The following is a 20,019-nucleotide window of genomic DNA, read 5'->3' as shown; positions in this document are numbered from 1 at the left end:
CCGCTGGAGCCGGTATTTTTCCGGCACACCAAGCAGTATCACGGTGAGCTGCGATACCGCTGGCCGTTACCACGTCAGCTTTTTGGTGGAAGAAGCGGTCACGCCGCTGCCCGTGACACCCAAAATGGTCGGTATCGACCTTGGGCTGACGCACCGCGTCATCACCAGTCACGGCGATAAAATCCCCAATCCGCGCTTTCTGCGCCGTACCGAGCGTAAATTGGCGCGGGCACAACGAAGCCTGTCGCACAAACGGAAAGGCTCTAACAACCGCGCCAAGGCGCGGCATCGGGTGGCCAAGGTGTATGCCAAACTGGCCGATCAGCGCCGCGATGCCACCCACAAACTCTCCACGCAGCTTATTCACGAGAACCAAGTTATTGCTGCCGAGAGTTTGCAAGTCAAAAACCTGCTGAAAAACCGCTCGCTCTCAAAGGCGATCAGCGACGTAGGCTGGCACCAGCTCACCCAACAACTGGCGTACAAGGCCGAGCGGTACGGGCGCGATTTCGTTCAGATCGACAAGTGGTATCCCAGTTCGAAGCGATGCTTTCACTGTGGCCATATCATCGACAACATGCCCCTTAACATCCGCACTTGGAACTGCCCAAGCTGCGGCACCCAAGGCATCGACCGGGACGTGAACGCTGCCCGCAACATTTTGCAATCGGGCAAAGCCATTCTGGCGGGGGCTGACAAGCTGCGCCAGCATGAGAAAACTACCGTGGGGCTCACGGGAAGCTAAGCCTGTGGAGCTTGTGTAAGACCTGAGGTGCTATCACCAAGGGCAACGGGCTGCGAAGCAGGAACCTGGAAGGCGACAACCAGGAATCCCCTTCCTTTCCGCCGTAGGCGGCAGCGTCCTAAAACGCTGAGGGAGGGGAGGAGGTCAATTGGATGCCTTTATTCGCCGCTTAGTGCCCGAAGGGCTGAGCTACTTCCAGCACACCTTAGAAGGCCCTGATGTACGGGTTATATGAGTGCGTCTTTCCGGATATGTACATATCGCCGGATATGGACACCTCCTTACTCTCACGACCTCCGCAGTGGAAACTTATCAACCAAATGGCTGCATAAAAATCAGACAGGGCGACAGATACCTTGACAGTTACCGCCAGCACCATGTTGAAAATGATTTTCTTGCCATTTTGGTGCAACCGTGAAGAATGATGCGCCTTCTTTGTTTTAAAAAAGGTGTGTTTGGTATGGATTTTACTCTTCCTCCCCTGTTGACCGCGATGGTGGACCGCGGTAATGGGCTGTTATGGGGCAGTGTGCTGATTTACCTGCTCATCGGTGCCGGCCTCTATTTCACGGTCATGACCCGTGCTATTCAAATTCGTTATTTCGGACATATGTTCAAGCTGCTGCGCGGCTCCCGGCAGTCCAACGGCGGTATTTCCTCGTTCCAGGCGCTCTCTACCAGTCTCGCCGCGCGGGTGGGCACGGGTAACCTAGCGGGCGTTGCGGTGGCGATCTACTTCGGCGGCCCCGGCGCGATTTTCTGGATGTGGATGACCGCCATGGTGGGCATGGCGACCAGCTTTGTGGAGTCCACGCTGGCTCAGGCCTACAAAACCGACCATGGCGATAACACCTTTCGCGGTGGCCCGGCGCGCTACATCGAACGCGGCTTGGGGCTGCGCTGGCTGGCGGTCCTGTTTTCGATCTGCCTGATTATTGCGTTTGGGCTGGCGTTCAACAGCGTACAGGCCAACTCCATCGCCCAGGCCATGGAGCAGGCATTTGCCATTCCCACCTGGGTCATGGGGTTAGTCTTGATGGCCATCGTCGCGCCGATTATTTTCGGTGGTTTGAAGTCGATTGCTAAAGTGGCTGAGCTGGTAGTGCCGCTGATGGCACTGCTGTACCTGATCTTGGCGCTGGTCGTTGTGGCGCTCAATATCAACGACCTGCCCGCTGCCATCATGACGATCGTGCAGAGCGCTTTTGGTATCGAGCAGGCCGCTGGTGGGGCGATGGGCTATGCCATTTCCCAAGCGATTATGAACGGCATTCAGCGCGGCTTGTTCTCTAACGAAGCGGGTATGGGGTCTGCGCCTAATGCGGCAGCGACTGCCAGCACCCGCCCGGATCATCCGGCGGCTCAGGGTTTTATTCAAATGCTGGGTGTTTTTCTGGATACCCTGGTGATCTGTACCGCGACGGCAGCAATCATCATTATGGCTGGGCCGGAGCTGCTGGCAGGTGAGAACAGCAACGGTATCCAGCTAACGCAGATGGCGCTCTCCAGCCACGTAGGAGACTGGGGCGGCATGTTTATCGCCATCGCTATTCTGTTGTTTGCCTTTACCTCGGTGATTGCCAACTACTCCTACGGCGAATCCAACATTGAGTATCTGGCAGGCCGCCGTGCGCCGGTGGCGGTGATGATTTACCGCTTTGCCGTGCTAGGCATGATCATGGTGGGTTCCGTAGCCAGCCTTGGCGCGATCTGGAATTTTGCGGATCTCTCCATGGGTATGATGGCGATCATCAACCTGGTGGCGATTCTGCTGCTATCGCCCATTGCCTTTGCGCTGTTCAAAGATTACGACACGCAGCTCAAGGCGGGTAAAGAACCGGTCTTCGACCCCAGCCAGTTCCCGAAACTGGCCAAAAAGGTCGATCCCAACGCGTGGCCTAAGCAGAAGTAACAGGCGCGAGTTAAGTGCTTAACGCCCCGCTTCACGTTGCCAAAGTGCAGCGTGGGCGGGGCGTTTTCATGAGGTCAGAAGGTTCGATTTTGTCGAATGAAACTCGGAAAACGTTGCGCTTTTGCTCACCGAAAAGCGCCGTAGAATAGCGCCCAACCTTCTCTCTGTTTTTAAGGAATTTTCATGACCACTCGTGCCCTGTTAGTGACCTCTTCTATCCTCGGCGACAACGGCCAGTCCAACGCGCTGGCGAGCCATTTTCAGCAGCAGGCCGCTGCACGTGATGGCGTCGCCGTGACCCACCGCGATGTGGTTGCCAACGCGCTGCCGCACCTTGCTATCGAAGAGCTGGGTGCGTGGCAGACCCCGGCTGACGAGCGCACCACCGAGCAACAGGCGCTGGCCGCGCACTCGGATGAGCTGCTGGCAGAGCTGCGCGCTAACGACGTGCTGGTACTGGCGGTGCCGATGTACAACCTGGGCATTCCCACCCAGCTGAAAGCGTGGTTTGACCGCGTGCTGCGCGCCGGTGAAACGTTTCGCTACACCGAAAACGGCCCCCAGGGGCTGATCGAAGGCAAGCGAGCTATCATTCTGGCCGCTCGTGGCGGTCAATACGCGGGCACCGAGTTCGATAGCCAAACGCCGCACCTGAAAACCATGTTGGGCCTGATGGGCATTAGCGATGTGGAAGTGGTGTTTGCTGAAGGTTTGAACATGGGCGACGCTCACCGCGATGCCGCGATGAAAGAAGCCTTCCAAGCCATTGATCAGCTTGTCGAAGCGCTCTAAACCAACGCCATAAGCCAAACGAGGTTGTCATGCCACGCCCGGAACTGCTCGAACAGATTTACACTATTGTCGATCAAATTCCGGCGGGGCGGGTGACGACCTATGGCCGCATTGCCAAGATGACCGAAGGAGCAACGGCGCGCATGGTGGGGTCGGCCATGCGTCACCTGCCCGAGGGGCATCAGCTACCCTGGCATCGTGTCATTTCCGCGTCACTCAAACTGGCTGACCACGGCGGCGCGGCACGCCAGCACGAAAAGCTGCGTGCCGAGGGCGTCGCGTTCGATGCCAAAGGCCGCGTGCCGAGCCACCTTGTTTGGCCGGATGAGTAGCTCTTGGGTGAGTGGTTAATAGGGAGGTGTGAATAGAAAGCTGTGAATAGCGATTTGTGAATGACAAAACGCCGCCCGGTGGGCGGCGTTGGCGTACTTATGCGTAGTGGGTCGCAGGTTGAGCGTTAGTCTTCTTGCCTACTGCCGGACTTCAGCGACCAGTCCCGCCAGCGCAGGTCGAAGAGATCCTTGCGGCGGTCCTTGAGGTTGGTGACCGAGCCTTCTGCACGCACTACGGTCAGGCGGGTCAAGTCCAGGTCCGAGAAGATGATCATCTCGGTGTTGGGCGTGGTTTCGGCCAGCACTGCGTCATGGGGGAAGGCAAAGTCGGAGGGGGTGAATACCGCCGACTGGGCATACTGGATATCCAGGTTCTCGATGGACGGCAGGTTGCCGACGCTTCCGCAGATGACCACGTAGCACTCGTTCTCGATAGCCCGAGCCTGAGCGCAGTGTCGCACACGCAGGTAGCCATTTTTGGTGTCGACCCAGAACGGCACGAACAGAATGTCCATGTCCTGGTCGGCCAGCAGGCGGCCCAGTTCCGGGAATTCCACGTCGTAGCAGATCAGGATGCCGACACGGCCTGCATCGGTATCGAACACCTGCAGATCGTCGCCGCCTTCGATCACCCAGTCGCGCCGCTCCTGCGGGGTGATATGCAGCTTGGACTGTTTCTCCACCTCGCCGTCCCGATGGAACAGGTAAGCCACGTTATAAAGACGGTCATCCTCACCCACCTCGATCATCGAACCACCGACGATGTTGATGTTGTAGGACACCGCCATCCGCGACAGCTCGCTCTTGAAACGGTCGGTGAAGCCCGCCAAAAAGCGGATGGCAGCGGTCTGGTCTTTCTGCGCGGCGCGATCCTGCAGGCCCATCAGTGGCGTGGTGAACAGCTCCGGGAAAACGGCAAAGTCGCTCTGATAATCCGACAACGCATCGACGAAATACTCGATTTGCTGCAGCGCAGCCTCCACGGAGGCGAACTCACGCATTTGCCACTGCACCGCGCCCACGCGTACCTGAGTGGGGCGAGTGTCTAGCACGTTTTCAGCGGGCTCGAACAGAATATTGTTCCACTCCAACAGCGTGGCGTAGCCACGCGACTGCTCGTCTTCCGGCAGGTACTTGCGTAACAGACGTTTGACCTGGAAGTCGTTGGCAAGCTGGAACGACAGAATCGGGTCGTAAATCTCTTTGCGGGAGACTTTGTCGATGTACTGGGCCGGGGTTAGCTCGCTGGCGTGCTGGTGATACTCGGGAATACGTCCGCCCGCCAAAATAGCCCGCAGGTTGAGCGAACGGCACAGCTCTTTACGCGCTTCGTATAGGCGGCGGCCCAGGCGGTAGCCGCGATAGTCTGGGTGGATCAGTACATCCAGCCCGTACATGGCATCGCCTTCCGGATTGTTCAGGATGATTTCACGATGGCCGATCAAATCGTCGTATTTGTGCGGGTTGGAGAACTCGTCGTAATCCACCTGCACGGTGAGGGCGACGCCCACCAGTACGCCGTCGTCTTCAATGGCAATCTGGCCGTCGGGAAACTCCTGGATCAGCTTATCGATGGTGTGCTTAGGCCAAGCGCCACCAATATCGTGATACACCGCATCCATCAGCGATTTCAGCTGCTCGTAGTCGTCGCTGGTGAGGTTACGCAGATTGAGGTGCAGGTCTTCTAGGGACATAGGTCAGGGGTTCCCATTCATAAAATGAAGTTGGCCTATTGTATCACTGCTGTACGCTTTGCGTTTTACGGGCGGCTGCCGCGCGTACCAACGGACGTGTCAGCGTTTGCGCCATGATCACCCCGGCAAGGATTAACAGCCCACCTATAAAGTGGAACCCCGATACCTGTTCACCCAGTAACGCCATGGCAATCAGCGCGCTAAATAGCGGCATCAGGTTGATAAAGATACTCGCCTGGTTAGCGCCGATTTGGCGGACCGCTCGCATCCACAAGAACGTGGTAATAACGGAAGCAGGAATGCCTGCGTACAGGATCAGCCAAACGTTCTTCCCATCCACCGGCGTCATGGGGCCCATCAAGTAGGGTGGCAGCAAGAACAACACGGCAAAACAGACCTGGGCATAGAGCATGACCCAAGGAGGCAGATTCATCGCCCAGCGTTTGAGCATCACGCCATAAAGCGCATAGCAGGTGGCGGCGACCACCATTAACGCGTCGCCCTGCGCCACCTCTAACTGCAGCAGAGAAAGTGGGTTGCCGCGGCCCAGCAGCACGGTGACGCCGATAAAGGCGAGCACGCCGCCTACGACGCCGCCTAATGTGGGTGGTTCCTTCAAAATTAGCGCGCTCAATAGCACCGTGAGCAGCGGCACCATTGCTGCAAGAATGCCCATATTGGTGGCGGTGGTAGTTTCAGCAGCGATATAAGCCAGCCCCTGCCATAGCCCCATCCCTAAAAGCCCTAGCAGAGCGAGCTTTGGCCAGTTACGCACGATTTCATCTTTGTGACGCAGTACGGCCGGCAGCACAAAAGGAGTCATGACGACGAGGGCGAGCAGCCAGCGTAAAAACGCGATACTGCTAGGAGCAATGGCATCTACCGAAAGCTGGTTGATGGTCATATTGCCGGACCATATCAGTACGGTGGCCAGCGGCGGTAAAAAGTAAATCAATGGCATAGCACATTCCCTAGATTCAATCCCTGATCGTTAGCCGGTTAATTTGACGCGCTTTGCCGCCAGGGGCAAGGGGGAAAGTAGTCGATATAGCGACTATCGTCTGGATAAAAAGGCGATACAGTTGCGTGGTAAAAGTCTGTACGTAGCCAGCGCTATGTCATACGCTTGTTTGAATGTGAGTGGCAAGCCATTGATTGCCCGCCGTACTAATAACAGTGAAGGAGCACCGTGATGCGCCAAGCGCCAGCTTATCCGCACCTATTTCGTCCATTAACCGTGGGACATTTAACGCTGCCTAACCGCGTATTGATGGGGTCCATGCACACCAATTTAGAAGAAGCGCCGAATGGCTTTGAGCGCTTGGCAGCGTTCTATGCAGAGCGCGCGCGTGCAGGGGTAAGCCTGATTGTGACGGGTGGCATTGCGCCCAATGCCGAAGGGGCGGTATTTCAAGGTGCCAACGCGCTGACAGAGGAGTCTCAAGTGGCGGAGCACCGCCACGTTGTCGACGCGGTACATGCCGCCGGTGGGCACCTATGCATGCAAATTTTGCATGCCGGGCGCTACGCTTACTCACCAGAGCTGGTGGCCCCCTCGGCGCTGCAAGCCCCCATCAACCCGTTCACCCCCCGAGCGCTCTCCAGTGAAGAGGTAGAGCAGCAGATTGCCGACTATGTTCGCTGCGCTACGCTCGCCCAGCAGGCGGGCTACGACGGCGTAGAGGTCATGGGCTCGGAAGGCTATTTGATCAACCAGTTTATTTGCCGCCGCACCAACCAGCGTGACGACGACTGGGGCGGCGATTTTGAGCGGCGTATGCGTTTCCCTGTCGAGATCGTCAAGCGTATTCGCCAAGCGGTTGGCGAGCGCTTCCTGCTGATCTTCCGCCTGTCGATGATTGATCTGGTGGAAGAGGGCAGCTCCTGGGAAGAGGTCGTACAACTGGGCCAGGCCATTGAAGCCGCTGGCGCGAACGTCATCAATACCGGCATTGGCTGGCACGAGGCACGGGTGCCGACCATCGTGACCAGCGTGCCCCGGGCCGCGTTTACCGAAGTCACCCGCCGCATTCGCGCGGCGCTGTCGATTCCGCTGATTACCACCAACCGCATCAATATGCCGGAGGTGGCTGAGCGCGTACTGGCCGAGGGCCATGCGGATATGGTGTCGATGGCGCGTCCGTTTTTGGCTGACCCCGAGTGGGTGCGTAAAGCCGAGGCGGGCTTGGCGAAGGAGATCAATACCTGCATCGCCTGTAACCAGGCCTGCTTGGATCACACCTTTATGGGCAAGCTGACTTCCTGCTTGGTCAACCCCCGTGCCTGCCACGAAACCGAGATCACTCTGGCGCCTGCGCAAACACCTAAGCGGGTAGCGGTGGTCGGCGGCGGCCCAGCGGGGCTTGCCACAGCAGTAGCGGCGGCCAGTCGTGGGCACGCCGTGGTGCTCTTTGAGCGGCGCAGCGAGTTGGGTGGGCAGTTTAACTACGCTCGCAAAATCCCCGGTAAAGAAGAGTTTAACGAAACTCTGCGCTACTTCCGCGTCATGCTCGAAAAGCACGCGGTGGGCGTGCGCTTAAACACCGAAGCCACTGTAGGCGCCCTGGCAGATTTTGACGAAATCGTGATTGCCACGGGGGTGGTGCCCCGTGAACTGGCGTTACCTGGGGCCGACCACCCCAGCGTGCTGAGCTATGCAGACGCCATTGAGCAGCCTGAACGAGTAGGCAAGCGCGTGGCGGTGATTGGGGCAGGCGGCATTGGTTTTGATGTTTCGGAGCTGCTTTCCCACGAGGGGCACCCCACCATGGAGGTGGCCGCATGGTGCGATGAGTGGGGCGTGGATTTAGCAGTGGGCGAACGGGGCGGCTTAAAAGCGCCGCAGCCGCCACGTTCACCGCGCAGCATTGTGATGCTGCAGCGAAAAAGCTCTAAGCCGGGAAAAAACCTGGGCAAAACCACGGGTTGGGTGCATCGCGCCTCATTAAAGCAGCGCGGCGTAGAAACACTGGCCGGCTGCGAGTATGTGCGCATCGACGATGCGGGCTTACACATCCGCCGCGAAGGGCAAGAGCAGGTGGTCGAGGTGGACACCATTGTGGTGTGCGCAGGCCAAGAGTCGGTACGCGACTTGATTTCGCCGCTGGCCCAAGCGGGTAGCCGCATGCATGTGATTGGCGGCGCAGATGAAGCGGCCGAATTGGATGCTAAGCGCGCTATTGATCAAGGCACCCGGCTGGCGGCCTCGCTGTAACTCGCGTGGGGGGCGTGACGTTAACGCTAAAATGGCGATAGACTGATGGATCACCCTAACTACTAAGCCACGTTAGGGATTTAAGGCGCGGGTGGCACCCAGCCTGCGCCGCACGACCGTCAGACAAAAGGATTATCGTCATGCCCTCGGAGTGTACCCCACGATTTTTAGCCAGTGATAATACCTCCGGTATCTGCCCGGAGGCGATGCAGTACTTACTCGAAGCCAATCAGGCCGATGATTTAGCCTACGGCAACGACCGCTGGACCGCCCGCGCCGCCGACCGTTTTCGGGAAATGTTCGACTACGATTGTGACGTATTTTTCGTGTTCAACGGCACTGCAGCCAACTCACTGGCGCTCTCCGCGATGGGGCGCAGCTACCACAGCGTGATTTGCCATGAGCTGGCGCATATTGAAACCGATGAGTGCGGTGGGCCGGAGTTCTTCTCCAACGGTGCCAAGCTGCTGACCTCGCCGGGAGCGAACGGCAAACTCACGCCGCAAGGGATTGAAGCGCTAGTGACCAAGCGCAGCGATATCCACTACCCGAAACCGAAGGTGGTATCGCTCACTCAAGCCACCGAAGTGGGCACTGTGTACTCCCGCGAAGAGCTGCTGGCCATTCGCGCCATGGCAGATAAGCATGACCTTCGGCTGCACATGGACGGTGCACGCTTTGCCAACGCTTGTGCCAGCTTGAACGCCTCACCCGCAGAGTTGACCTGGCAAGTGGGCGTCGATGCACTGTGTTTCTCGGGCACCAAGAACGGCTTGGCGTTTGGTGAGGCGATATTGTTCTTCAATCGCGAGCTGGCGGAAGACTTCTCCTACCGATGCAAGCAGGCGGGGCAGCTAGCATCGAAAATGCGCTATGTCTCTGCGCCTTGGCTGGGCCTGCTGGAAAGCGGTGCTTGGCTAACCAATGCCGAACATGCCAATGCCATGGCGCGTTATCTATCGGAAGGGCTACAGGCGTTGCCGGGTGTTTCGCTGATGTTCCCCACCCAGGCCAACAGCGTATTCGTTGAATTGCCACCTCACGCCATCGAAGCGTTGAAAGCCAAAGGATGGACCTTTTATACCTTCATCGGTGCCGGCGGAGCGCGGTTCGTCTGCGCTTGGAACACCACCGTTGAATTGCTCGATCAGCTGTTGGCCGATGTGAAAGCCGTGCTTGACGTTCGTGCTTGAGCAATACCGCCGCTAAAAACTGCTCTGACGTTGAGCTCTCAAGCGCCGCCTTCTCAGGCGGCGCGTTGCATTGTGGGGTTGCCACAATATTTCACGCAACTAACCCCCTGTTGCTGTGCTCATATCGTTAACAGCGCTGCGTTGAAGGTTTAGTCATCACTTTTTGCTAATGCTGACTACGCTGATAGAGCGACACCTCGAATAGCACACCGTCTGGGGTATTGGCTTGGCGGTTGCGCTGGGGGATGGGCCACAGGAGAGTTCCATGAGCATCTTTGATCACGTTCAAGACCGATTTGCCCGCGTTCAGCAAGAGGACATGAGCCTTGAGGAGTACTTGGCGCTTTGTCGCCGTGACCCCAAGGTGTATGCCAGCGCTGCCGAGCGCATGCTGGAAGCGATAGGCGAGCCTGAAGTGATCGACACGGCGAAAGACCCGCGTCTATCACGTATTTTCTCGAATAAGGTGATCCGCCGCTATCCCGCTTTCGCCGAGTTTCATGGGATGGAAGAAGCCATTGAGCAGATTGTGGCGTACTTCCGCCACGCGGCCCAAGGGCTCGAAGAGCGTAAACAGATTCTTTATCTACTGGGGCCGGTCGGTGGCGGTAAATCGTCACTAGCCGAGCGCCTGAAGCTATTGATGGAGCGCATTCCCTTCTATGCCATCAAAGGATCGCCGGTCTATGAATCGCCGCTTGGACTGTTCTCACCGGAAGAGGATGGTGAGTTGCTGGAGCAGGAGTACGGCATTCCCGGGCGCTACCTGCGCAGCGTGATGTCGCCCTGGGCGGCTAAACGCTTAAAAGAGTACGGTGGTGATATTTCCCAGTTCCGGGTGGTGCGCCTCTACCCATCGCGGCTGAATCAAATTGCCATCTCCAAAACTGAGCCGGGGGATGAGAACAATCAGGATATCTCATCGCTGGTCGGCAAAGTCGATATTCGTCAGCTGGAGCTTTACTCCCAAGACGATCCGGATGCCTACAGCTTCTCCGGCGGGCTGTGCCGTGCCAACCAGGGGCTGATGGAGTTTGTGGAGATGTTCAAGGCTCCCATCAAGGTGCTCCACCCGCTGCTGACCGCTACCCAAGAGGGCAACTACAATCCTACCGAGGGCATGGGCGCGATTCCTTTCGATGGCGTGATTCTGGCCCACTCCAACGAGTCCGAATGGCAGGCGTTTCGTAACAACCGCAATAACGAGGCGTTTCTGGATCGTGTCTATATCGTCAAAGTACCCTACTGCCTGCGGGTGTCGGAAGAGATCAAGATCTATCAAAAGCTGTTGGAAGACTCCTCCCTCAGCGCCGCGCCCTGCGCGCCGGATACGCTGCGCATGCTGGCGCAGTTCTCAGTGCTGTCGCGGCTCAAGGTGCCGGAGAACTCCAGTATCTACTCCAAAATGCGGGTGTATGACGGGGAGAACCTGAAGGACACCGACCCACGCGCCAAGTCGATTCAAGAGTACCGCGATGCGGCTGGGGTCGATGAAGGTATGCAAGGGCTCTCGACCCGCTTTGCCTTCAAAATTCTCTCCAAGGTGTTCAACTTCGATAGTACCGAAGTCGCGGCCAACCCGGTGCATCTGCTGTACGTGTTGGAGCAGGCGTTGGAGCGCGAGCAGCTGCCGTCCGAAGTATTCGAGCGCTACTTGGGCTTCATCAAGGAGTTTTTGGCCCCGCGTTACGTGGACTTCATCGGCAAAGAGATTCAGACCGCGTATCTCGAGTCTTACAGCGAGTACGGTCAGAACATCTTTGACCGCTATGTGACCTATGCCGACTTCTGGATTCAAGACCAGGAGTACCGTGACCCTGAAACCGGCGAGCTGCTCAACCGCCAATCGCTGAACGAGGAACTCGAGAAGATCGAGAAACCGGCGGGTATCTCCAACCCGAAAGATTTCCGCCATGAAGTGGTGAACTTCGTGTTGCGGGCGCGGGCGCAAAACAACGGTATGAACCCTAGCTGGCAGTCGTATGAGAAGCTGAAAGGCGTCATCGAACACAAGATGTTTGCCAACACCGAAGAGCTGTTGCCGGTGATCTCGTTCAACGCCAAAGCGTCGAAGTCGGATCAAAAAAAGCACGAGGATTTCGTGGCGCGCATGGTGGACCGTGGCTATACCGAGAAACAGGTGCGGCTGCTCTCCGAATGGTACCTGCGCGTGCGTAAGTCTCAGTAGCGGGCCGCTGTCGGCCCGCACACAAGAGCGCCAAGAGTCGGCGCTCAAGATCGAGGTGTTGAGGAGGTCGAATGACCTACTTTATTGATCGCAGACCTAACGCTAAGCACAAGAGCGCGGTCAATCGGCAGCGCTTCTTGGAGCGTTATCGCAAGCACATCAAGCGCTCGGTGGAGGAGGCGGTCAACCGCCGCTCCATCACCGACATGGAGCGCGGCGAGAAAATATCGATTCCCACCAAGGACATTTCCGAACCCGTGTTTCAGCACGGGCCGGGCGGGGCACGCAACATCGTCGCGCCGGGTAATAAGGAGTTTTTGGAAGGTGACAAAATCCGTCGACCTAGCGGCCAAGGGGGTGGTGGCGGTGCCGAGGAAGGCGGCGCTTCTAACCAAGGAGAGGGGAACGACGAGTTTGCGTTTACCCTTAGCCGCGAGGAGTTTCTGGAGTTCGTCTTCGATGGCTTGGAGCTTCCCCATTTACAACGCAAGCCGCTCAAGTCGTTGGAAGAGATCAAAATGGTGCGGGCAGGGCTTGCGCGAGATGGGGTGCCGTCACGCATCAGTATTACCCGATCGATGCGCGAGGCTTATGCACGGCGCATCGCCATGCGCGCGCCCATCAAACGTGCTTTGAAGGAAGCCCAAGAAGCGCTAGCGGCCGAGGAGCGTAAAGACCCGGTACTGCGTAATCCTGCTCGCGTCGTGGAGCTCAAGGCCGAGATCGAACGGCTGGAAAAACGTATCGACGCCATTCCCTTCATCGATACCTACGATTTGCGCTATCACCAGCTCGCCGCCCAGCCACAACCATCGAGCCAAGCGGTGATGTTTTGTGTCATGGACGTGTCGGGCTCCATGACGCAGAACCATAAAGACATCGCCAAACGCTTTTTCTTACTGCTCTATCTTTTTTTAGAAAAGCATTACGAGAAAGTCGAGCTAGTGTTCGTGCGCCACCATACGGCTGCTAGAGAGGTGAATGAAGAGGAGTTCTTTTACTCGCGAGAAACCGGCGGCACCATCGTCTCCAGCGCGCTGAACCTGGTCAACAAGATCATCGAAAAACGCTACCCCGCCGGGCAATGGAATCTCTACGTGGCCCAGGCATCCGATGGCGACAACTGGGACGACGACTCCAACATCTGTCGTGATCTGCTGGTAAAGCAGTTGATGCCCCAGCTGCAGTATTACGCCTACGTGGAGATTACCCCGCACGATCATCAGTCGTTGTGGCACGAGTACGAAACCGTAGCAGCACAGTTTCCCGAGCGGTTTGCCATGCGCCAGATCGTCGATGCGGGCGATATCTACCCCGTTTTTCGTGAGCTATTCAAGCGCCGCATGAGCCAAGAGCGGTAGTGCGAGTCGAGGAGTGCGCCATGAGTGTAAACCGCAAGCCCATCGCCACTGGGTCGGACTGGAATTTCAGCGTGCTGGAGCGTTTTGATGAGGAGCTCGCCAGGCTCGCCGATGAGTATCGGCTGGATACCTATCCCAATCAAATTGAGGTGATTACCACCGAGCAAATGATGGATGCCTACGCCAGCGTCGGTATGCCAGTGGGATATCACCACTGGTCATTCGGTAAGCAGTTTCTCTCTGTGGAGCAGGCCTACAAACGTGGACAAATGGGGCTTGCCTATGAGCTGGTCATCAACTCCAACCCCTGCATTGCGTACCTGATGGAGGAGAATACCCTGATGATGCAGGTGTTAGTGATTGCCCACGCCTGCTACGGTCATAACTCCTTCTTCAAGGGCAACTACCTATTCCGCACGTGGACCGATGCGGAATCCATCGTCGATTACCTCGTGTTCGCTCGCAAATACATCGCCCAGTGTGAAGAGCGCCACGGCGTGCACGCCGTCGAGCAACTTTTGGATGCCTGCCATGCGCTACAAAACTACGGGGTAGACCGCTACAAGCGGCCATCACCCATCTCGGCAGAGGAGGAGGCCAAACGCCAAGACGAGCGCGAAGCGTACCTGCAAACCCAGGTCAACATGTTGTGGCGAACGATCCCCGAGCCGCCAGCTGGCGTCGCGCCGCTCCCGGGAAGCCTGCACAGCGATGATGACCCGCTAGGCCTGCATAGCGGCGGCTGCTACCCCTCAGAACCACAAGAAAACTTGCTCTATTTTATCGAGAAGAACGCACCGTTGCTGACCCCTTGGCAGCGTGAAATCGTGCGTATCGTGCGTAAGTTGGCCCAGTACTTTTACCCACAGCGGCAAACCCAGGTCATGAACGAAGGGTGGGCGTGTTTCTGGCACTACACGCTAATGAATCGGCTTTACGATGAGGGTAAGGTCGATGAAGGACTAATGCTGGAGTTCTTACAGTCCCACGCGGCGGTCATCAATCAGCCGGGGTTCGATAGCCCCTATTACAGCGGGCTGAACCCTTACGCACTGGGCTTTGCCATCTTCATGGACATCAAACGGATATGCGATGCGCCGACGGCTGAAGACCGCGAGTGGTTTCCCGATATTGCAGGTAGCCCCTGGCGGGAAACCCTTGAGTTCGCGATGCGCAACTTTAAGGATGAATCCTTCATACAGCAGTTCTTGTCACCTAAGGTGATTCGCGACTTAAAGCTGTTTTTAATTGTCGATGACGACCAGGTAGAGATGCTTGAGGTTGCTGCTATTCACGATGACCGTGGCTACAAACGCATACGTGAAGCGCTTTCAAGCCAATATGCTCTGTCGGTGCGTGAGCCGAATATTCAGGTGGTAGAAGCTGCCATTCGCGGTGATCGCTCATTAACGCTGCATCACATTCAGGATAGTCGTCGGCCACTGGGGAGAAGTGTCTATCCGGTGATTCGCCATTTACAGCAGCTATGGGGCTTCCCTGTACACTTGGTATCCATGGAGGATGGGAAAGTCACCCGCCGTTATCACTGGCCGGTAGAGGAAGAGAGCAAAGGGGCTGGCTAAAAACAGTGACCCCGCGCAGGGCGCGGGGTCATGGATATCGCAGTAGCCTAAGGTTTGCTTACACCTTGGGGGTTGCTTACGCTTTGGCCGTCCACGATTGGCACCAGCCTTCCGGTGCAACGCTGTTTTCTGGGAAGAGCTGGCAACCTTCGGTGTCTGCATTGAAGAACATGCAGTTAGAGCAGAGTTCGCCCTCTTCATAAGCGGGATGGTCACTCGCATCGCTGGCCACTTCGACGTAGTTAAGCGCCTGAGCGGTAGGAGAGGACGGATCCAGACGCGGCAGTTCCTGAGCAAAAGCACTCTTCGACAGAATGCCAGCACCAAACGGTAGGGCAGCGAGGCCCAGCACACTGTTACGCATGAACTTACGACGGCTCTGATTAGCCATGGTGTCTCCTTATCGTCACGGTCTGACGTTTTGCTACGGTTGTCGGGTGGTGGTCCACCTCTTAATACTCCGACAAGTCTTATAAATCGGAGGTCTACGGTACATGCTAGCGCATGCTCAAAATTAGTGCGAATAACCTTATAAATAGCGCGACAATTAGCCACGCTGTCAGGCAGCGCTTGGCCGTACCTAGCAGGCTGCTATACTCGCCCCGTAGCGTGATATCCACAAGACATGATTAGTGAGGGCGCCATGCAAAACGCAGTGATCTTGATTAATACCGAAAAAGGCCAAGTAAAGGCAGTGGCTGAACGCCTAGCCGATGTGGAAGGGATCAGCGAAGTGTACTCCACCTGCGGCCGTTACGACCTAGTCGCCATTGCCCGCACCCGCGATTTTGAGAGCCTAGCGGAGCTGGTGACCGAGCGCCTAAATGCCGTAGAAGGGATTAGTGATACCGAAACGCTGAATGCCATGCAGGTTCACTCTCGTCACGACTTGGAAACCATGTTTTCACTCGGCTGGTAACGTTAGCTACCTACTAAAAAACATACTGGTCTATCTAAAAAGCTTGTAGGGGAGTGACTCCGTTGGGGAAATCGCTTGTGCACTGGCGTCGTCAGGGGCGACGCCTGGGCATCGCTGTGCTGTTTGTAATAGTGGGAACCGGGTTATGGGAATTCCAGGGGCGCCAACATCAAGATGCCTATACCTGGCAAGGCGTGCCCACTTGGGAGGAGTTTCGCCCCACCACGTTTCATCGCGTTTTACGCAACGATGGCTTTTTAGTGGGATGGTCGGATGTTCGTGTCGGTGCGCTATGGGTGAGCTATCAAGTGAAGGCCGTACCGGACAATGCCCGGATCGGCGGGCGGCCCAACTTTCAGGCTGACTGGCGCACGCTATGGCCGGTGGATACTGATAGCTACTCAGGGAGCGGCTACGACCGCGGGCATCTGGCGCCTAACTACGCTATTGCTGCCGTGCATGGGCGTAGTGCGCAAATCGACACCTTCTTAATGAGTAATATGGCTCCGCAGCGGCCCAACTTAAATCGCCAACTGTGGCAGCGTTTAGAAGAGTCGGTGATGGACCACTTCGCGCCGCGTTTTGAGCGCTTACAGGTGATCACCGGGCCGATCTACCCTGAGCGCTTTATGGATAACGTGTTTAACCGCGTCGGCTTTGTGGAAGTGCCTCAGGCGTTCTACAAAATTATCGTTGCGCCTCACGACGAAGCGCCTTTAGCGCTGGCATTTATTATGCCCCAAGACGTCAGAGGCAATGAGCCGCTGGATGACTACCTCGTCACCATTGATGATATCGAAGCGCAAACGGGACTGAACTTCTTTCCTGACTTAACCCCTACCATGGAAGCCGTGCTAGAAGGCGAGCTGCGGACACAAGGATGGGCGCTGGAAGAAATTGCTCGCCGCCCTGGGCGCTATCAATAAGCACGGAGATGCATTAACCAGCAATCACGGCGGGCGAAGCCGCATTAATGTTTCGCCCGCTTGACATGTTTGGCAAGTAAGTTAAGGCGGTAGGGTGCAATCGCAGTCATGAAGATAAGACGCAAAAAAGCGCCATACAAAGATGGTTCTCTATTAAGAATAACTCTGAGCGAGGTATTTATTGAATATCTATGAGGAAGATAAAGAGCGATGCGGACGGGACCATAAAATGGTGCCCAGGAGAGGACTTGAACCTCCACGTCCATACGGACACTAGCACCTGAAGCTAGCGCGTCTACCAATTCCGCCACCTGGGCGAATACAAACTAACTGCTTTCACATCTTGCTTTTACATCTACATCATACTTGCCGCTGCACCTTACCACTTCATGAAAAGGGGATAACATGAAGTGGTTTGGTGCCCAGAAGAGGACTTGAACCTCCACGACCATACGGTCACTAGCACCTGAAGCTAGCGCGTCTACCAATTCCGCCATCTGGGCAAGTGGCGCGTATGATACCGAGGCCGTGGTTAAATGCAAGCCCCAAGGCGCTTTTTTTAATACTGAAATCGCATTAATGCGGTGTTAGGTGGTTGGGTGATTGAGCGGGCAGCGCTATACTGCGCCTATGACCAAACAAAACATGACATGCTTCAGCTTATTAGCAGCTGACAACGGCGCTAACGCCGTCGAAGACAACTCCCACCCGCAGTGCACCACGCCTGCGCTAACTGTCCGCCTCCCGCAAACGCCACCAAGGATGTTGATCGCATGAAGTACTGGACGTTGAGTGATGATCCGCACGCCGAGCGCGAGGCGCAAAAGTACGATAATCCTGCGCCCAGCCGCGAATATCTACTGGCTGCCTTAGAAAGCTACGGTAAACCGATTACTCATGAAAACATGAGTAGAATGCTGGGCATTGAAGATGAAGACCACCTAGAAGCCGTGCGTCGGCGCCTGGCCGCTATGGAGCGCGACGGGCAAGTGCTGCGTGATCGACGAGGTGCTTACGCGCTGATCGATAAGCTCGACCTGATTAAAGGTAAGGTGCTTGGGCATCGCGATGGTTTTGGCTTCGTACTCAGAGATGATGGCAAAAAGCCAGATCTCGTCCTGCCGCCTCGTCAAATGCGGCGTGTATTTCACGGGGACCACGTGCTGGTACGCATTAGTGGTCGTGACCGTCGCGGTCGTGACGAAGCGACCATTGTCGATGTGATTGCCCGCAATACTCAAACCATTGTCGGTGTATACCGTAGTAACACGCCGGAATTTGGCGTGCTGATTCCTGAAAACCCGCGTATTACGCAAGAAGTGATCATCCCACATGCCGCCTGTGGGGGTGCCAAAGACGGCCAGGTCATTTCGGCCAAGATCGTGCAGCAGCCCGCCACGCGGGTGCAGCCGGTGGGTGAAGTCATCGAAGTGCTGGGTGAGCGTATGGATCCTGGCATGGAGATCGACATTGCCATTCGCAGCTATGACATCCCCGCCGAGTTTCCGCCAGAGGTGCTGGATCAAACCAGCGAAATCTCTGCCGAGGTCTTGGAGGAGGATAAAAAGCATCGCGTCGATCTGCGTGACATTCCGCTTGTCACCATTGATGACGAATCTGCCAAAGACTTCGACGATGCTGTCTGCGCTTGGAAGACCAAATCCGGTAGTTGGAAGCTGCTGGTAGCGATTGCCGATGTGTCGCACTATGTTCGACCCGGCACTGCGCTGGATGATGAAGCGCGTACGCGTGGGAACTCGGTTTACTTCCCCGGTCAAGTCGTCCCGATGTTGCCGGAGCTGCTCTCCAATGGCCTCTGTTCGCTGAATCCGCATGTCGACCGCCTGGTGATGGTGTGTGAGATGAATATCTCCAAAACCGGCGCCATTAGCCGCTACTCGTTCTATGAAGCCGTGATGAACTCCCATGCTCGCCTGACCTATAACAAGGTGGCGGCGATGTTGGATGGCGAGAGCGAAGAGGGTGAGGCGCTGCGTCGTGAGCATGCGGAATTAGTCAAGCCGCTCAAAAACCTGCACGAGCTGTATGGCCTGCTGCGCTCTGCTCGGGAAGAGCGCGGAGCGATCGATTTCGATACTACCGAAACAGCGATCATCTTTAACGATGAGCGCAAGATCGAAAAAATCGTGCCGCGTACCCGCAACGACGCTCACAAGCTCATCGAGGAGTGCATGCTGGCCGCCAACGTAGCCACGGCGCGCTTCTTGGATAAGCATGACCTGCCTGCGCTTTACCGTATTCATGAGCGGCCCACGCCCGAGCGCTTAGACAAGCTGCGCCTGTTCTTGAGTGAGCTGGGGCTTTCCTTGGGTGGGGGCGACGAACCCACGCCGCAAGACTATCAAGCGCTACGCGAAGCCATCGCTGACCGACCGGATGCCGATATCATTCAGACGGTCATGCTGCGCTCGATGAATCAGGCGGTCTATTCACCGCAAAATGAAGGGCACTTCGGTTTGGCGTACCAAGCGTATGCCCACTTCACGTCACCGATTCGCCGTTATCCCGATCTCTTGGTTCACCGCGCAATACGTTCGGTCATTCGCGGTCCGCGCCAGACCAATACGGTCGTGCGGGTAGAAGGGGCACCGGTAGAGCCGCCGAGCAAGTGGTGCCCCTATACCTTCGAGCAAATGCTGGAACTGGGCGAGCACTGCTCGATGACCGAGCGACGCGCGGATGAAGCGACTCGCGATGTCGAGAGCTGGCTTAAGTGTGAGTTCATGTCCGATAAGCTTGGGGAGACGTTCGAAGGCACGATTGCCTCTGTAACGCAGTTCGGTCTGTTTGTTCGTCTGGACGACTTCTATGTAGAAGGCCTAGTGCATGTCACCTCGCTGCCGTCGGACTACTATCATTACGAAGCCGAGAAGCATCGCCTAAAAGGGGAGCGCACGGGTACTACGTATCGCTTAGGCGACGGTTTGACCGTGCAGGTAGCGCGTGTCGATATGGATGACCGTAAAATCGACTTTGGCCTCGCCGACGATAAGCCACGCCCGCGCCGCCAACCGCGCAAGCGCCGTGGTGAGAGCGGCGGCCCGAAAGCCGCTGCTGCAACCGATAAACAGCCGACTCGTCGTGGCCCGCGCCGTACCCGGAACGGCCCGCGTAAACCATCAGCGAAAAAGGGTTGAGC

General features: G+C 56.7%; 15 protein-coding genes and 2 tRNA genes. 12 read left to right on the top strand and 5 right to left on the bottom strand.

Annotated features, from left to right (window positions below; all coding sequences use genetic code 11):
* The 4 genes from AC13CN_RS15075 to AC13CN_RS15060 form a co-directional block, all read left to right on the top strand.
* A partial coding sequence (locus AC13CN_RS15075; protein WP_483053232.1) for an RNA-guided endonuclease TnpB family protein occupies positions 1-745 on the top strand: 745 nt, incomplete at its 5' end.
* Between the two features lie 460 nt (positions 746-1,205).
* Positions 1,206-2,657 carry an alanine/glycine:cation symporter family protein gene (locus AC13CN_RS15070; RefSeq protein ID WP_062361699.1) on the top strand — a complete coding sequence of 484 codons (1,452 nt, stop codon included), beginning with the start codon at positions 1,206-1,208 and terminating at the stop codon, positions 2,655-2,657.
* A gap of 183 nt (positions 2,658-2,840) precedes the next feature.
* Positions 2,841-3,449: an FMN-dependent NADH-azoreductase gene (locus tag AC13CN_RS15065; protein ID WP_289108544.1), complete on the top strand. Its 609-nt coding sequence runs from the start codon at positions 2,841-2,843 to the stop codon at positions 3,447-3,449.
* Between the two features lie 29 nt (positions 3,450-3,478).
* A complete protein-coding gene (locus AC13CN_RS15060) occupies positions 3,479-3,781 on the top strand; it encodes an MGMT family protein (RefSeq protein WP_058577101.1) in 303 nt (100 codons plus the stop codon).
* Positions 3,782-3,906: 125 nt separating this feature from the next.
* On the opposite strand, the gene AC13CN_RS15055 is transcribed toward AC13CN_RS15060, so the two are convergent.
* Together AC13CN_RS15055 and AC13CN_RS15050 are read right to left on the bottom strand one after the other, a co-directional pair.
* Positions 3,907-5,475, bottom strand: a complete 1,569-nt coding sequence (locus AC13CN_RS15055) for a bifunctional GNAT family N-acetyltransferase/carbon-nitrogen hydrolase family protein (RefSeq protein ID WP_062372754.1) — start codon at positions 5,473-5,475, stop codon at positions 3,907-3,909.
* 43 nt (positions 5,476-5,518) lie between these two features.
* Positions 5,519-6,436 carry a DMT family transporter gene (locus AC13CN_RS15050; protein ID WP_044628479.1) on the bottom strand — a complete coding sequence of 306 codons (918 nt, stop codon included), beginning with the start codon at positions 6,434-6,436 and terminating at the stop codon, positions 5,519-5,521.
* 231 nt (positions 6,437-6,667) lie between these two features.
* On the opposite strand from AC13CN_RS15050, the gene AC13CN_RS15045 reads away from it, so the two are divergent.
* The 5 genes from AC13CN_RS15045 (at position 6,668) to AC13CN_RS15025 (ending at position 15,014) form a co-directional block, all read left to right on the top strand.
* Positions 6,668-8,689, top strand: a complete 2,022-nt coding sequence (locus AC13CN_RS15045) for an FAD-dependent oxidoreductase (RefSeq protein WP_483053231.1) — start codon at positions 6,668-6,670, stop codon at positions 8,687-8,689.
* 140 nt (positions 8,690-8,829) lie between these two features.
* Entirely contained in the window at positions 8,830-9,882 is a 1,053-nt protein-coding gene (locus tag AC13CN_RS15040) for a threonine aldolase family protein (protein ID WP_044628481.1), read from the top strand.
* Between the two features lie 265 nt (positions 9,883-10,147).
* Positions 10,148-12,070 carry a PrkA family serine protein kinase gene (locus AC13CN_RS15035; protein ID WP_044628482.1) on the top strand — a complete coding sequence of 641 codons (1,923 nt, stop codon included), beginning with the start codon at positions 10,148-10,150 and terminating at the stop codon, positions 12,068-12,070.
* A 71-nt stretch (positions 12,071-12,141) separates the two neighbouring features.
* Positions 12,142-13,431, top strand: a complete 1,290-nt coding sequence (locus AC13CN_RS15030) for a YeaH/YhbH family protein (protein ID WP_054641071.1) — start codon at positions 12,142-12,144, stop codon at positions 13,429-13,431.
* Positions 13,432-13,451: 20 nt separating this feature from the next.
* Positions 13,452-15,014, top strand: coding sequence for a SpoVR family protein (locus tag AC13CN_RS15025; RefSeq protein ID WP_062372760.1), 1,563 nt, complete (start codon positions 13,452-13,454; stop codon positions 15,012-15,014).
* A gap of 76 nt (positions 15,015-15,090) precedes the next feature.
* Here AC13CN_RS15025 and AC13CN_RS15020 read toward each other — a convergent pair whose 3' ends face one another.
* Positions 15,091-15,405: a high-potential iron-sulfur protein gene (locus AC13CN_RS15020; protein ID WP_044628485.1), complete on the bottom strand. Its 315-nt coding sequence runs from the start codon at positions 15,403-15,405 to the stop codon at positions 15,091-15,093.
* A gap of 252 nt (positions 15,406-15,657) precedes the next feature.
* On the opposite strand from AC13CN_RS15020, the gene AC13CN_RS15015 reads away from it, so the two are divergent.
* Positions 15,658-15,933, top strand: a complete 276-nt coding sequence (locus tag AC13CN_RS15015) for an Lrp/AsnC family transcriptional regulator (RefSeq protein ID WP_044628486.1) — start codon at positions 15,658-15,660, stop codon at positions 15,931-15,933.
* A gap of 77 nt (positions 15,934-16,010) precedes the next feature.
* A complete protein-coding gene (locus tag AC13CN_RS15010; protein ID WP_054641072.1) occupies positions 16,011-16,859 on the top strand; it encodes a DNA/RNA non-specific endonuclease in 849 nt (282 codons plus the stop codon).
* A gap of 230 nt (positions 16,860-17,089) precedes the next feature.
* Here the strand turns inward: AC13CN_RS15010 and AC13CN_RS15005 are convergent.
* Both AC13CN_RS15005 and AC13CN_RS15000 read right to left on the bottom strand, forming a co-directional pair.
* Positions 17,090-17,176: transfer RNA gene (locus tag AC13CN_RS15005), tRNA-Leu, on the bottom strand.
* A 99-nt stretch (positions 17,177-17,275) separates the two neighbouring features.
* Positions 17,276-17,362: transfer RNA gene (locus AC13CN_RS15000), tRNA-Leu, on the bottom strand.
* Positions 17,363-17,632: 270 nt separating this feature from the next.
* Between AC13CN_RS15000 and rnr the strand changes: the two genes are divergently transcribed.
* Entirely contained in the window at positions 17,633-20,017 is a 2,385-nt protein-coding gene (gene rnr / locus AC13CN_RS14995; protein ID WP_074210308.1) for a ribonuclease R, read from the top strand.
* Positions 20,018-20,019: the final 2 nt, after the last annotated feature.

The sequence above is a fragment of the Vreelandella sp. L-25 genome, from assembly GCF_056857535.1.
This window is presented reverse-complemented; position numbering and strand designations above follow the sequence as displayed.

Bases quoted from the DNA above. Each gene is read 5' to 3' on its own strand.
- AC13CN_RS15070 (WP_062361699.1), top strand. From the start codon at position 1,206: ATGGATTTTACTCTTCCTCCCCTGTTGACCGCGATGGTGGACCGCGGT.
- AC13CN_RS15065 (WP_289108544.1), top strand. From the start codon at position 2,841: ATGACCACTCGTGCCCTGTTAGTGACCTCTTCTATCCTCGGCGACAAC.
- AC13CN_RS15060 (WP_058577101.1), top strand. From the start codon at position 3,479: ATGCCACGCCCGGAACTGCTCGAACAGATTTACACTATTGTCGATCAA.
- AC13CN_RS15055 (WP_062372754.1), bottom strand. From the start codon at position 5,475: ATGTCCCTAGAAGACCTGCACCTCAATCTGCGTAACCTCACCAGCGAC.
- AC13CN_RS15050 (WP_044628479.1), bottom strand. From the start codon at position 6,436: ATGCCATTGATTTACTTTTTACCGCCGCTGGCCACCGTACTGATATGG.
- AC13CN_RS15045 (WP_483053231.1), top strand. From the start codon at position 6,668: ATGCGCCAAGCGCCAGCTTATCCGCACCTATTTCGTCCATTAACCGTG.
- AC13CN_RS15040 (WP_044628481.1), top strand. From the start codon at position 8,830: ATGCCCTCGGAGTGTACCCCACGATTTTTAGCCAGTGATAATACCTCC.
- AC13CN_RS15035 (WP_044628482.1), top strand. From the start codon at position 10,148: ATGAGCATCTTTGATCACGTTCAAGACCGATTTGCCCGCGTTCAGCAA.
- AC13CN_RS15030 (WP_054641071.1), top strand. From the start codon at position 12,142: ATGACCTACTTTATTGATCGCAGACCTAACGCTAAGCACAAGAGCGCG.
- AC13CN_RS15025 (WP_062372760.1), top strand. From the start codon at position 13,452: ATGAGTGTAAACCGCAAGCCCATCGCCACTGGGTCGGACTGGAATTTC.
- AC13CN_RS15020 (WP_044628485.1), bottom strand. From the start codon at position 15,405: ATGGCTAATCAGAGCCGTCGTAAGTTCATGCGTAACAGTGTGCTGGGC.
- AC13CN_RS15015 (WP_044628486.1), top strand. From the start codon at position 15,658: ATGCAAAACGCAGTGATCTTGATTAATACCGAAAAAGGCCAAGTAAAG.
- rnr (WP_074210308.1), top strand. From the start codon at position 17,633: ATGAAGTACTGGACGTTGAGTGATGATCCGCACGCCGAGCGCGAGGCG.